Raw genomic sequence first — 13,915 nt, forward strand, 5'->3', positions numbered from 1 at the left:
GCCGCGGGCGGTTAGCAAAATTCTGGGCCTGAAAACCGACTGCAGTTGTCAGGGTTTTACAAATTCTCTGATCTGAATCTGAAAGCCATTGCGCAGCGCACTGTAGACACTGCGGCCGTCCCTTAAACCGGCAGTTTGTGCCCACTGGCTCAGCTGTTCGGGGGCAAATCCCAGCCATAGATCACCGCAGGCTTCCCGCGCCCAGTCCTGACCGTGCTCCTGTAGCTCTGCCACCAGTAACTGGCCACCACTTTTCAGCGCGCCTTGTAAGTCCTGGAAAATCTGTGCGGGGTCGGGGGTGTGGTGCAATACCATATTCACCACAATGCTGTCCGCACTGGCTGGACGTGCCGCTGCAGCACGGGTGTCACCACAGACAAATTCGATATTTGCCAGGCCCTGCTCATCGGCGAATGCCTGGGCGCGCTCCAACATAGCCGAGGACAGATCCAGCGCAGTGACTGTGGCAAAACGCAGGGATAACTCCTGTAGGAACTCCCCCTCACCGGGCCCCACCTCTAGGGCATGGCGGCCAGAGTTGAGCAGCTGTGCCACCTGCGGGCCATACACGCTGTAACTGGCGATCAACTCCTGCTGCTCCCGAAAGCGATTGCCGTAGTCCGCAAAGAAGCGACGCGAGGCTTCGGCGCGCTCCTCCGAGATACGCGCCACCGATTGAGCCCGCGCGTCTGATAGCGGCAACTGGTCCAGGTTGGCGAACAGCTGAGCGAGCAGCGGTGTGCTGCCTGTGCGCCGGTAAAAGAGGTTATTGCCCTCGCGGCGCTTGCTCACCAACCCCGCTTGAGCAAGCACCTTGAGGTGGTGACTCAGGGCCGGTTGGCGCAAATCAAAAATTCGGCAGAGTTCCAGCACGCTGTAGGAGTCCTGGCTAAGCAGGCGCAAAATCTCCAGGCGCAGGGGATCCCCCGCAGCTTTTAGGGTCGCCGCCAGTTGGGGAATTTCCGCGCCGGTGCCGGATTGAGAAATGGGCTGGATTTCAGACATGCGGACGAGTCTATCAGGCACACCACTCTATATCAAAGAAATTTGATATAGCTTTATAAAATTATTTTGATGTAGGTGCTTATGGCCACCACCTGCACATAAACCTGGGCAATTGTTGCTTCACTTAATAGCAATTTTCCTCCGCAAGCCTTTGCGTGAGACACACCTTTACGGGAAAATACGCCCCCATTTTGTCGCTGCGGGAAGCGCCTGTAGAGCACCCCGCGGCCATCCGAAAATCAGAGAGTTCTTCCTATGTCTTCTATTCCCTCTCGCACAGACAAGGCCAATGCTATTCGCGCCCTGTCTATGGACGCCGTCCAGAAAGCCAACAGCGGCCACCCCGGTGCGCCTATGGGTATGGCGGATATCGCCGAAGTGCTGTGGAATGACTACCTGAAGCACAACCCCGCCAACCCCGAGTGGGCCGACCGCGACCGCTTTGTGCTCTCCAACGGCCACGGCTCCATGCTGCTGTACTCGCTGCTGCACCTGTCCGGTTACGACCTGCCGATCGAAGAGCTGAAAAATTTCCGCCAAATGCATTCCAAAACCCCGGGCCACCCGGAGTACGGTTATGCGCCGGGCGTAGAAACCACTACCGGCCCTCTCGGCCAGGGTATTACCAATGCCGTTGGTATGGCATTGGCAGAAAAAGTATTGGCGGCACAGTTCAACCGCCCGGGTTACGAGCTGGTCGACCACCACACCTATGTATTTATGGGTGACGGCTGTTTGATGGAAGGTGTTTCCCACGAAGCCTGCTCCCTGGCCGGCACCCTGGGCCTGGACAAACTGATCGCCTTCTATGACGACAACGGCATTTCCATCGACGGAGAAGTAGAAGGCTGGTTTACCGACGACACGCCCAAGCGCTTTGAATCCTATGGCTGGCACGTAATCCCCAATGTGGATGGCCACGACGCCACCGCCATTAAAGCCGCCATCGAAGAGGCCCGCGCGAACAGCGATAAGCCAACCATTATTTGTTGTAAAACCGTGATCGGCTTCGGCTCCCCCAACAAGCAGGGCCGCGAGGAATGCCATGGCGCACCTCTGGGTGACGATGAAATCTCCCTTGTACGCGAAACCCTCGGCTGGGCCCACGCCCCCTTCGAAATCCCCGCGGAGATCTATGCCGACTGGGACGCCAAACCCAAAGGTGAAGCCCAGGAAGACGAGTGGAAAGACATTTTCGCCGACTACCGCGAAGAGTTCCCCGAGCTGGCTGCCGAATTCGAGCGCCGTATGCGCGGCGAACTGCCCGCAGACTTTTTTGCAAAGGCCGATGACTATATTCAGCAGTGCCAGGACGATGCGCAGAAAATCGCCTCGCGCAAGGCGAGCCAGAATGCACTGAACGCCTACGGTCCGCTGCTGCCTGAATTCCTCGGTGGTTCCGCCGACCTGGCCGGCTCCAACCTCACCATCTGGTCCGGCTCCAAGGGCGTCAGCGCAGAAGATGCCTCCGGCAACTACGTCTACTACGGCGTGCGTGAGTTCGGCATGAGCGCCATGATGAACGGCATCGCCCTGCACGGCGGTTTCGTCCCCTATGGCGCCACTTTCCTGATGTTTATGGAATACGCCCGCAACGCCGTGCGCATGGCCGCACTGATGAAGCAGCGCGTGATCTTTGTCTACACCCACGACTCCATCGGCCTTGGTGAAGATGGACCCACTCACCAGCCGGTTGAGCAGCTAAGTGCTTTGCGCTCTACCCCCAATCTGCACACCTGGCGCCCCTGCGATGCCACCGAATCCGCAGTGAGCTGGAAAATGGCTATCGCCCGTAAAAATGGCCCCAGCACCCTGGTATTCAGCCGTCAGGGCCTGGCGCCGCAACCGCGCAACGCCGCACAGCTGGCCCAGGTAGAGAAGGGCGGCTATGTACTGTCCGACTGCGACGGCACCCCGGAAGCGATCATTATCGCCACCGGCTCTGAGGTGGAACTGGCCATGGCCGCCCAAGAGAAGCTCGGGGGCAAGAAGGTGCGTGTGGTTTCCATGCCCTGCGCCGAAGCCTTTATGGAGCAGGACGAGTCCTACCGCGAATCGGTACTGCCCTCCGCCGTGCGCGCACGCGTGGCGGTAGAGGCCAGCCACCAGGATTACTGGTATAAGTTCGTAGGCTTTGACGGCGCCATTATCGGCATGAGCAGCTTCGGTGAGTCCGCCCCCGGCGGCGAGCTGATGCACCACTTTGGTTTCACCGTGGAAAATGTGGTGGAGACCGTCGAGAAAGTGCTGAACTAATTTCAGCACTCTAGCCGGGTGCCCCTTGCACACAATATCGCGAGGGGCGTGTCGGCTACGCCTTCAATTCCTATCCGGCATGTACCGCTATGACCACCCGACTCGCCATTAATGGCTATGGCCGTATCGGCCGCTCCGTTCTGCGCGCTCTGTACGAATCCGGCGCTCGCGATACTCTACAGATTGTCGCCATCAACGAGCTGGCAGACTGCGCTACCATCGGCCACCTTACCAAGTACGATTCGGTACACGGTCGCTTCGCCGGTGATGTCTCAGTGAAAAATGACACACTAACAGTTAATGGCGATTCCATCGCAGTTACGCATTTCGAGCGTTTGGAAGACCTGAATTGGCGCGAAGAAAATGTCGATATCGTGCTTGAATGCACCGGTAGTTTTAAAGAGCGGCGCTGTGCCGAACTGCACCTGGCCGCAGGAGCAAAAAAAGTTTTATTCTCCCAGCCCGCCAGCCGCGATGTGGATGCCACCATTGTTTATGGGGTTAACGATCACACCCTGAACGGCAATGAAACTATTATTTCTGCCGCCTCCTGCACCACCAATTGCAGCGTGCCGGTAATCGCAGCGCTCGACAAGGCGTTTGGTATAGAAGCGGGCGTGCTGACCACCATCCACTCCGCCATGAACGATCAGCCGGTAAGCGATGCCTATCACCACACCGATTTAAGAAAAACACGCTCCGCCGTTACCTCAATTATTCCCGTCGACACCGCACTCGCCCGCGGCATCGAGCGCATATTGCCGCACTTATTTGGAAAGTTCGAAGCCCAGGCTATGCGCGTACCCACGGTCAATGTCTCCGCTATTGATCTATCGGTTCATTTACAAAAAAACGTAAGTCAAAGTGAGATCAACGCTTTACTAAAATCCACAGCTGCGACCGAGTTTAAAGGCGTACTCGGCTTCACCGAAGAACCCCTCGCCTCCTGCGACTTTAATCATGACCCGCGCTCGGGAATTATTGATGCAAGTCAGACACGGGTTGCCGGCGGAAAATTAGTAAAGATATTGATTTGGTTTGATAATGAGTGGGGGTTTGCGAATCGGATGTTGGATGTGGCCAGAGAATTAACCCAAAAGAATACCTCCCATTAGGGCTAAAAAAGCCATTTACTTCTAGCACTAAAATACCGATTTTGCGTTAATAGGAAAATCGACACCTAATAAATATCAGTTCCAAGTATAGAGCTCATCAACTTAGCATGCTCTGGATAAGGACAATAAAGGCGGTAAATCCTTACCGCCCTATAAGCCAATTGCAAAAATACAGTTCTTCTATTTGATTATGGAACTCTAATTTATTGGTCGACAGGCAATGGTACGGGCCTTTCACTAACTTTATACATGAATGAATTATATATATGCCCACCAACGAATATATTATTCGTTAAATCAGATAAACCAGGAATTTCATCACGTCTTTCATTTGAGAAAAATTTCAACTCCTTTCTAATCCAGAACAACTGCTCCTCTTCTGATACCTGAGAAAGGTTCCACTCTCGCTCACTACCAAGTGAGCAATCTGCATTGGATTGGGGATCCCAGTCACTAGGCATACAGCTGTCGCCATTCATTCTCCGGTAAAATCTAATAATCAAATTTCCATCATCAGATAGCTTCCAAAGCCCCGAATAAATATCAAGTTCATCACTAACTAACTCTCCATCAGAATCCCAATCAAAAATAGTTATTCTTTTTACTGTGCCGTCAGAATTCACCTCAAACCAAGAGTAATCTAATGGTTGAGCAAAGTACGAGCTAAATTGATAAATACCCTCTACTGTATTTTCTTTCCATGAATCCAGATCTTTAGCTAGTACAGTATCAAAATCTATTAGTCGTCCTTTCTCTGACTCTTCTAGAACAAACGTTAAATTTTTTCCCTTATACATATAGTCTAGAAAAACATATGTGAATTTACTTCCTGCAGAGGTATCTATAATGATTTTTTTATCGTCTTCCAAGCGCCAAACCCCTGACATATTAGTGCTTGTCTTTCTTCCATCTCCCTCCACACCAGGAATAGATATATTGACCGTCCCACCAGTTTCAAACTCTCCCCTAAAGCTCATACCAAGAACTCTAACTGAAAGCCTGGGAGAAACCCCATCTACGGGATTTATGACTTCTCCAAGCATAGCTGGTGTCGGCATACTATATTCTTGTTCCAACTTAACTGACTCAGAAACTTTTATTATGCTTGAGGAGCGAATCGCAGTTTCTGCGTAAATATTGCTCTTTATCTCTGGGTCAAGAATAATAGGATCAGGACTGACATCATATTCTTCAACTTGCAGAATAACTGATGAAATAGCATCACTGTCCATCATCCAAACAAGATCGTTGATTACGATATGGCTTTCTACGGAGTAGGTTCCAAAAAAACTAACGTGCCTTATCAAATCTGCATCTTTAAACGTAATTCCATTATCATTTTTTGACCATGTAAAACTAGTATTATCAACTTCTCCATTAATTTCACCGGTTCCATCTGGTCGTAGAGTAAGCCTCACCTTCAAATATGGTAGATAATAGGTATCTGCTATTTGCAAATTACTATTAGATAAATAGCCAAATAATTTTATATTCTCAATTAGACTTGACTGTGCCTTATCGAACAAATCAGCAAGCCTTTCTTTTGCGTTATATACAGAAATAGATACTGCGGATTTATTGGCTGCTAACTCATATATATCACGATAAGCATTAGGGATAGAAAGACCGGATTCTTCCATTAAACTTTCATTACTACTATATAAACTAATGAAAGCAGCTATATCAAAAACTACGGAAGCATCAAGACTCCTTAAGGATAAAGTTAACTCTGAGTCTGACTTTATCTCCCCTACATTTATGCTTTTTAGATGCGCGGAAAAAGCTGTAGAAATACTGGTAATATTTACCTCATTCTTTTCCTCCTGCACTAAGACTCCATCTTCACCAGATTTCTCTAGCAAAGTTCTTACAGAGCCAAGTAGACTCACAAGTCTTATACTACTTTCGGCAGGAAAAATGGCTTCAGCTCTTACAAAGCTATCAATCTGAGATTCAGGGATATCTATATCGATAGAGTAATTCCCTAACGCATCTACCTCTCCATAAAATTCAGTATCAGCTACCTGTAACCTCACCTCAGCATGGGTAAAGCTCGTAGTTTCCACATGTCCTTCAATCGTCAAGCTAACCGTTTTCTCGGGGAGCTCATTATTCTTGTCTTTATCATCGCTGCTACAAGCTGATAGAAGTAATAAGCAACCAATTATTAGAGAATTGGATAAGAATTTAGGGTACATCATTCTACTCATTCATACTAGATGGAATTCTGAGGGACGGGACTATAAAGAAACAAGCAGAGCCAGGCCAGAAAAATTAAGAGATGAAGTTTTGAAATTACACTAACTAGCTGTCACAAAATGCAAATAAATATCTGAACATGGCTTGTTGATAGTGATAGGATCGGGTTTGATCCTTCTTATGGTTAGAAAAATTCCCAATAAAAACCCTTTACCAAGAAAGGGTCGTCTAAGAAATTTTTATATTAATCATGTAAAATGCAACTCATTTCATCTAGCCCTCCTTGCTTTATCTCTGAGTTTGACCGGCGATATTCATCCCCCAACTGGCGTAAACGTTCTTCGCGATTAACTTTACCTAAATCTCCCAACCTTTGCGCAGCATTATAAAAAGCCTCCCAACTACCACTATCCAAATAAAGCTGCTTAAAGGCAGGCACCTGGGATTCATATTCGGCGGCTAGAGCCAGGGTGGCATTATTCGTTTTTTCTATGTAGCTCTGGTAGCGAGTTGGATTGGGCCAGTTTGCAGATAGCTTTCTATAGCATTGACGTAATCGGGATAAAACCCGGGCTTTTTGTTCGCGCTTTAAATCATCTGGCTGTGAAGATTGATAGACTGTTTGTAATTGGCTGCGTGCGGCTGCCATCAATTGACGGACAGACAAGGTTTCTGCGCGGGCTTGAGCTGCGGAGCTGACCAGGCCCTGACTGCTGAGCCAGCCGGGTAGGGCAATTTCTGAGACGGCGGTGGCAAAGCTCTCGTTGAACTGGGTATCACCGGAGATATAAACCCTTCTATGGGCCAGCTCATGAAATAAAAGACCGGCTAGGCGTTCCTGGGGCCAATTAACAAAACTGGATAATATTGGGTCGTTAAACCAACCGAGGGTGCTGTAAGCGGGCACCGCGCCCAGATATACATCATAGCCCTGTCCGCGCAGTTGATTCGCTTTTGCCTCTGCCGCAGACTTGCGAAAATAACCTCGGTAGCTGGCGCAGCCGGCGATAGGGTAACACCAGCGCTTAGGCTCAAGGGAAAACTCCGGCGCTGCCAGGACATTCCAAATCGGGTAGGTGTCATCTAACTGTACATAAGCGTTATAGGCATCACCTACCGGCAGTTGCAAAACTTCAGCTGCATAGGCACGAATCTGCAATACCAGTTGTAGCTGCTGTTGTAATTGCTCACTGGTACCCGGTTCATTAATGACTTTTTCTATCGGCTGACGCCCAGACAAAATACGCCACTGGCCGGCAGCTGCTTGGGCGTAATAACCGACGGTTTCACAGCCCGCCAAATACAGTGGGATGATAAGCAGCCATAAGCGCAAATTAAGCCATTTTTTTGGCAGGCCCGTGATAAGCAATCTGCTATACACTTCCTTTCCTATTGTCATTTTAATGTGATCTGGCCAGGGCCTTTTCTTTCCCTTCAATAGCCTCTAAGGGTTATAGCATGATGCCAGTTAGCGCGGTTCTGACAGTATTTGCCCTGGCTTTTGCCGCCATTGCATGGCTGCGATTAGTGAAAGTGTGCTTTGACGACAGCACTATAGCCGGATTCCTAGCTCTTTTTATACCTCCCTTGGCACTTATGCTGCTTCTCCCTCGCTGGCGCCAGGAGCAGGAGTTATATCTTTTATGGGGCGCAGCACTTGCCTGCCTGCTATTAAGTTTTGTGCTGCACTGATGAAAAAATTCCCTATGCTCTAAAGCGCATATATGAACCTAGCTAACTCTATCAAGTAAAATACTGGTCAGTCTCAGTACTACACCTTCTCCTTTAGGAAAAGTAGCCCCCTAAGAACACCTGCACTTGGTATCCGCTTATATACGCCCAGCCAGAGACCTCCGATCCTTCTCTTCTCCAGTAACTCAAGCCCAGTTGATTTAGGTCAAGAGGTTTGTAGCACTACTCCATACACTGCATAACTGAAGCATTGGCGTACTGGAGAGAAAGATGGATGCCTTAATTGATCTATTTACCAGCTTTTCCGGCTTGCTCAGTCTGGCCGTAATCGGGTTTATATTCCTGATGGCATACTATTTTTATCGACTGGTTAGCAACAATGTGGAAAAAGCAGTAGCGGAGCAGGAAAAGAAAGAGCGCGCTGCAGCCACCCGTGTCAATAAAGCGGCGGCTGCATCTCGCTAATACCTGGGGTCTCAGGGTAGTACCATTGCCGCAAGTTTTTTGCGGTGCAGGCGGTTATTTTAAGAAACAGGAGTTTCTGATCTTAATCGCTAATTTCCTCAGCTGACCGTTTGGTTTTTGTTGCGATGGGGGCTTGCCAGTAGTGGCGCAAAAACCAATATCGTTCGGCTTTTTATTGCATGGAACGCAGACTGTCTATCCACAACCAGCTCTGTTTGAGAGCACGGCGTTGGATTTTGGTTAGGGCAGGTAAAACAACAGGGCGACTGCCCCGGCTGCGAAAGCAGTCGGGGCATTTTATTGCGCAAGCAAAATGTTGATTTGAAAAACTACTTCGAGCCGTTTAAGTGATGGCGGAAATGTAATTTTTTATAAATCCGCAAATCAAGACTGCTCGGCTTGCTCTTTCGACCGGCGCGATGTAATCCAGCGACCAAACAAGATTCCCACCTCAAATAGCAACCACATGGGTACGGCCAGTAGGGACTGGGAGATAACATCCGGTGGGGTGAGCAGCATACCGATCAGGAAGCAGCCCACAATCACATAGGGACGTTTACTCCCCAGGGTTTTGGCATCCACTGCGCCACTCCAAATCAATAACACCGTGGCGATAGGGATCTCGAAAGCGAAGCCGAAGGCAAAAAACAACTTCAATACTAAATCCAGATAGCTGCGCATATCCGGCATAACTTTGATATCTGCGTGAGCCGAGCCAACAAAGAAATCAAATAAAATAGGAAATACTACAAAATAGGCAAAGGCCACACCGGCGTAAAACAAAAATACGCTGGTGACCAAGATTGGAATCGCAATACGCTTTTCATTTTTATAAAGACCGGGAGCTATAAAAGCCCAGGCCTGATAGAGCACAAAGGGAATGGCGATGAAAAACGATACAATAAAGGTGGTCTTAAATGGCGTAAGAAAGGTGGAGGTCACCTCTGTCGCAATCATGCCTGCATCGCCGACCAAACGTTCCTGTAGCGGATTGGCAATAAAGTTGTAGATATCCGAGGCAAAGGGTACCAAGCAGGCGAACAAAACCACTACAACCAGTAAAGTGCGCAGCAGCCGATCCCGCAGCTCGATCAGGTGATCGATAAAGGGCTGATGGCTGTCTTGTGATTGATCGCTCATGGTTGCTTGTCTTTTTCCTGTTGCGATTCTTTTTCTACGTCTTTAGGCGTATTTTCCGGGTGCTCCGGATTCAGTTCGGGATCACCTAAATCGTGCCAGTGCTCCGGGTATTCCGGGTCCTGTAACTCTTCAACGGTTTCATCCTGCTCCGGTAAATAGTCTTCTTTTTCCGCGCGCGGGTGATCGGGCTCCTGGGGCACTTTGGCTGGAGCTTTTTCCTTAGGTTTGGCCGACTCGCTGGGCTGGGGCTCCTCCTGCTGCTGCAGGGATTCACTCACCTCGCGGTTAGCCTCACTAAAGGTACGCTCCATCTCCCGGCGACTCTCCTCGATCTCCTTGAGGATGCGCTCATTGTGCAGTTCTCGGCGGATATCGTCGGCACCGACTTCCCGTTCCAGTTCCTCACGCGCACCTTGCAAGGTTCGCTTCAGGCCAGACCACCAGCGCGCTGTCGTGCGGATGGCATCGGGCAGGCGCTCCGGGCCCACCACAAGCAGCGCCACTACCGCGACCAGTAGTAGTTCAAAAAAGCCAATATCAAACACGGGGCATTACTCGCGTTAACAGTGCCGAATTATTTGTCCTGGGACTGCTTGTCTTTTTTTTTCGAGGTGCTGCCCTGTTGCGGCTTTTCTTCCTCATCATGCTGAAGACGCTCAGGGTCTTTGTCTTTATCTTTATCTTTGTCCTCATCCTTATCATCGTCCTTCACCGCTTTGCGGAAGCCTTTCAGTGCACCGCCCAGATCACCACCGAGGTTTTTCAAGCGCTTGGTTCCGAAAAGCAGCAGGACAATGACCAAGATAATCAACAGCTGCCAGATGCTAATTCCACCGAATCCCATAATTGTCTCCATGTCATTTAATACGGCAGCCGATTTGCATTGCCATTGGCCACCATGGGTAAAACCACAACTTATCAGAGGACTGTTACGCCAGTCCTTCCAACTGAATTCTTATCCCTCTTTACTGCGGGATGCCTTTTCCTCTAGGCCAGAGAGCCCAAAGCGCCGACCCAGTTCACGCACTACATCCTGGGAGTCCGCTCCTAGGTGCGAAAGCATCACTAATGAGTGAAACCAGAGATCCGCCGTCTCGGCGATCATATCCCGGTTGTCGCCACTGGCCTGCGCATCTTTGGCGGCGAGAATTGTTTCGGTGGCTTCCTCGCCCACCTTTTCCAGTATTTTGTTGAGCCCCTTCCTATGCAGGCTAGCCACATAGGATTTATCGGCATCCTCTGCGCACTTGCGGCTCTCTAGTACCGCATCGAGTTGTTGCAGCAGATCACTCATTTCCGGGCTCACTTGTAGATGGCTTTGGGGTCTTGCAATACCGGTTGGCTAACGCGCCATTCACCGTCCTGCAAGAGGTTGTAAAAACAGCTACTACGGCCCGTATGGCAAGCAATTCCGCCCTCTTGCTCAACCATTAACAGCACGGTGTCACCGTCACAGTCGAGGCGAATCTCGCGTATTTTCTGTAGGAAGCCGGATGACTCCCCTTTGCGCCACAGGCCCTTGCGGGAACGCGACCAGTAGACCGCATAGCCCTCGCTAGCGGTCAGTGCCAGAGACTCGCGATTCATCCACGCCATCATCAGCACGCGACCGCTTTTAAAATCCTGGGCAATGGCGGGTACCAGGCCATCGCTGTTCCAGCTGACCTGATCAATAAAGCCGCTTGTTGGCACAGCTTGAGTCAATGTCTCTTCCATCAGAATTCCAAGTGTAGGCCGGCGCGACGCCGGCAAAATACTGCCGCCAGTGTCATTAGGGCCAGAGCAGTAAAATCAGGGCTGCGATGCCCAATACCCAACCAGAAGGTGGCAACTGCTCCAGCCACTGCGGCCGGCTTAAGGCCAGGGCACCTGCAGCGAGCAGTACACCGCCGAGCCGACGCAAATACTGCCAGCGCCCACGGCGCTGACTGCTCGCCAGTTTTTCACCGATATTTTCCAGTTGTGGCGCCAATTCCCGCGACTGCTCAAGGGCTGAATAGACCAATTGCGGCATCTGTGGAAACTTCTCCAGCCACTCGGGACCGTAGCGCTTGATCTCGCCCACCAGTGTTTTGGGGTGGATGCGTTCACGCATCCAACGCTCCAAAAATGGATGAGCAGTCTTCCACAGATCCAATTCCGGATAAAGCTGGCGTCCCAAACCCTCTATATTCAACAGGGTCTTCTGCAATAACACCAATTGTGGCTGCACCGCCATATCGAAGCGTCGCGCAGTCTGGAACAGGCTGATCAATACCCGCGCAAAGGAAATCTCCCCCAGCGGTTTCTCAAAAATCGGCTCGCACACGGCGCGAATTGCCGCCTCGAAGGCGTTTACAGGGGTATCCGCACGAACCCAGCCACTCTGTACGTGCAGTTCCGCCACCATGCGGTAATCGCGCCGGAACATGGCGAGCAAGTTGCGCGCCAGGTAGTACTGATCTTCTCGCGACAAGCTGCCGACAATGGCGGTGTCGATAGCGATATACTGCGGACGCTGCGGGTGTTCCCGGGAGACAAAAATATTGCCCGGGTGCATATCCGCGTGGAAAAAGTTGTATTCAAAAACCTGCTTGAAGAAGATCTCCACACCGCGCTCGGCCAACAGCGGCATATTGGTATCCTGCTCGCGCAGCTGCGCTAAATCAGTGACAGGAATACCAATGATACGCTCCAGCACCAGCACGTTTTCGCGGGTGTAATCCCAGTAAACTTGGGGGATATATAGCAGTGGGGAATCAGTGAAATTACGCCGCAACTGGGTGCCGTTGGCCGCCTCGCGGGTTAAATCCAACTCGCCCTCGATGGTATGACGGTAGTCTTCCACCACTTCCACCGGGCGCAGACGCCGGCCCTCTGGCACGAAGCGTTCGATAGCCCGGGCAATCACCCGCAACAGGCGCAAATCTTCCTGAATCACTTCGCCGATGCCCGGGCGCAGCACCTTGACCACGACTGACTCGCCGCTGTTAAGCACGGCGGCGTGAACCTGTGCCACCGAAGCTGCCGCTAGGGGCTCGTGCTCAAAGCTGGCAAAGACTTCATCGACACTAGCGCCAAGGGCTTCCTCAATCAATGCGCGACACTGATCACTGGGGAAGGGCGGTACTTTGTCCTGTAGGTAGTCGAGCTGCTCAACCACATCTGGCGGCAACAAATCCGGGCGAGTGGAGAGCAGCTGACCGAATTTAACGAAGATCGGTCCCAGCTCTTCCAGCGCGCGGCGCAGTCGCTCACCGCGCTCCATCTTTGGTTGCGGCAACAGTTTGAGTGGAGCCAGTAATCCGCGCAGCCACAGGGGGCGGCGTTCGGCTGGTAATAACAGATCTAAGCGATGGCGCAGGAAAACCCGCGCGATGGTAACAGTACGGGATATAGGCAAGACTACTCGGCCTCCCCGCGGGAAAACTGTTCCTGCAGTAGGCGCACCCGCGCCTCCAGGCGCTCGGTAGCCAGGGACAACTCGGCGAGGTCATCCGCGAAAGCTTCAAATTGTGCCTGTGGTGGCGTCAACTGCCATTCCTCACTGATCGTCTCTGCGGCCGCAACCGGCGCGCGACTAAGGCTGGCACTTAACCAGCTACTAGCACTGCGCAGCACATTGCCGATGGAGTGGGCGGGAATATCGCCAAACACTTGCGCAAGTGGTGCCTCCCAATCGATATCCAGATCGCTCATGATCCACTGCAACTCGGCCAGTAGGGCACTGGAGCCGCTGATAGAGACACCCAGTGCCGCAGGCGTAGCATCGGGGTCCTTTAGTAGTCGGACCAGGGAAATAGCCGAGCCGCTGATGGTGGTCGTTACATCTCCCTCCCAGTGCTGGCGCACGCGCACCTGATCTCCCTCGATACAAAGGCAGCATTGCAACTTTGGAGCCGTCAGGTCGAGCGCCATGATTTTGCCATCCAATTCCTGCAGGCGTGCTCGGGTCGCGGGATCGTATTGCAAGGCAGTATTAATAGCGGTTTCCAGCGCGGCGTCAAAACCTGCGCGATAGGTGGGATCGCTCATGGTGGTTATTGGCCTCGTGCCATCACTTG

At 51.4% G+C, this 13,915-nt stretch carries 14 protein-coding genes; 4 read left to right on the forward strand and 10 right to left on the reverse strand.

The features are described from left to right. Nucleotides 1-48: 48 nt before the first annotated feature. A complete protein-coding gene (locus ACJJJA_RS00345; protein WP_444889066.1) occupies nucleotides 49-1,005 on the reverse strand; it encodes a metalloregulator ArsR/SmtB family transcription factor in 957 nt (318 codons plus the stop codon). 264 nt (nucleotides 1,006-1,269) lie between these two features. On the opposite strand from ACJJJA_RS00345, the gene tkt reads away from it, so the two are divergent. Together tkt and gap are read left to right on the forward strand one after the other, a co-directional pair. Beyond that, nucleotides 1,270-3,261, forward strand: coding sequence for a transketolase (tkt, locus tag ACJJJA_RS00350; RefSeq protein ID WP_444905271.1), 1,992 nt, complete (start codon nucleotides 1,270-1,272; stop codon nucleotides 3,259-3,261). 89 nt (nucleotides 3,262-3,350) lie between these two features. Beyond that, nucleotides 3,351-4,376, forward strand: a complete 1,026-nt coding sequence (gene gap / locus ACJJJA_RS00355; protein ID WP_444903438.1) for a type I glyceraldehyde-3-phosphate dehydrogenase — start codon at nucleotides 3,351-3,353, stop codon at nucleotides 4,374-4,376. Between the two features lie 203 nt (nucleotides 4,377-4,579). On the opposite strand, the gene ACJJJA_RS00360 is transcribed toward gap, so the two are convergent. Next, nucleotides 4,580-6,577, reverse strand: a complete 1,998-nt coding sequence (locus tag ACJJJA_RS00360) for a hypothetical protein (protein ID WP_444903439.1) — start codon at nucleotides 6,575-6,577, stop codon at nucleotides 4,580-4,582. Nucleotides 6,578-6,819: 242 nt separating this feature from the next. Then, entirely contained in the window at nucleotides 6,820-7,956 is a 1,137-nt protein-coding gene (locus ACJJJA_RS00365) for an aminopeptidase (RefSeq protein ID WP_444903440.1), read from the reverse strand. 77 nt (nucleotides 7,957-8,033) lie between these two features. Here ACJJJA_RS00365 and ACJJJA_RS00370 point away from each other — a divergent pair, with 77 nt between their 5' ends. Further along, nucleotides 8,034-8,267 (forward strand): hypothetical protein, encoded by a 234-nt coding sequence (locus ACJJJA_RS00370; protein ID WP_152455765.1) that lies wholly within the window; start codon nucleotides 8,034-8,036, stop codon nucleotides 8,265-8,267. A 270-nt stretch (nucleotides 8,268-8,537) separates the two neighbouring features. Then, nucleotides 8,538-8,732 (forward strand): DUF3149 domain-containing protein, encoded by a 195-nt coding sequence (locus ACJJJA_RS00375; protein WP_444889062.1) that lies wholly within the window; start codon nucleotides 8,538-8,540, stop codon nucleotides 8,730-8,732. A gap of 384 nt (nucleotides 8,733-9,116) precedes the next feature. Here ACJJJA_RS00375 and tatC read toward each other — a convergent pair whose 3' ends face one another. From tatC to ACJJJA_RS00410, 7 genes are all read right to left on the reverse strand, one after another. Then, on the reverse strand, nucleotides 9,117-9,872 hold the full coding sequence (tatC, locus tag ACJJJA_RS00380; RefSeq protein ID WP_252083825.1) for a twin-arginine translocase subunit TatC: 756 nt from the start codon (nucleotides 9,870-9,872) through the stop codon (nucleotides 9,117-9,119). Next, complete coding sequence (tatB, locus tag ACJJJA_RS00385) at nucleotides 9,869-10,417, reverse strand: Sec-independent protein translocase protein TatB (protein WP_444903441.1); 549 nt, start codon at nucleotides 10,415-10,417, stop codon at nucleotides 9,869-9,871. The genes tatC and tatB overlap by 4 nt, the downstream gene beginning before the upstream one ends. Nucleotides 10,418-10,446: 29 nt before the next feature. Further along, nucleotides 10,447-10,716 (reverse strand): twin-arginine translocase TatA/TatE family subunit, encoded by a 270-nt coding sequence (gene tatA / locus ACJJJA_RS00390; RefSeq protein WP_444903442.1) that lies wholly within the window; start codon nucleotides 10,714-10,716, stop codon nucleotides 10,447-10,449. Nucleotides 10,717-10,827: 111 nt separating this feature from the next. Next, nucleotides 10,828-11,166 carry a phosphoribosyl-ATP diphosphatase gene (locus ACJJJA_RS00395; RefSeq protein ID WP_252083830.1) on the reverse strand — a complete coding sequence of 113 codons (339 nt, stop codon included), beginning with the start codon at nucleotides 11,164-11,166 and terminating at the stop codon, nucleotides 10,828-10,830. Nucleotides 11,167-11,174: 8 nt separating this feature from the next. Next, entirely contained in the window at nucleotides 11,175-11,588 is a 414-nt protein-coding gene (hisI, locus tag ACJJJA_RS00400; RefSeq protein WP_252083831.1) for a phosphoribosyl-AMP cyclohydrolase, read from the reverse strand. Nucleotides 11,589-11,643: 55 nt separating this feature from the next. After that, nucleotides 11,644-13,254, reverse strand: a complete 1,611-nt coding sequence (ubiB, locus tag ACJJJA_RS00405) for a ubiquinone biosynthesis regulatory protein kinase UbiB (RefSeq protein ID WP_444903443.1) — start codon at nucleotides 13,252-13,254, stop codon at nucleotides 11,644-11,646. 2 nt (nucleotides 13,255-13,256) lie between these two features. Continuing rightward, the gene (locus ACJJJA_RS00410) at nucleotides 13,257-13,886 is read right to left on the reverse strand and encodes a ubiquinone biosynthesis accessory factor UbiJ (protein ID WP_444887550.1); all 630 of its coding nucleotides are present in this window, start codon (nucleotides 13,884-13,886) and stop codon (nucleotides 13,257-13,259) included. Nucleotides 13,887-13,915: the final 29 nt, after the last annotated feature.

The sequence above is a fragment of the Microbulbifer mixtoriginis (SeqCode) genome (genome assembly GCF_052466865.1).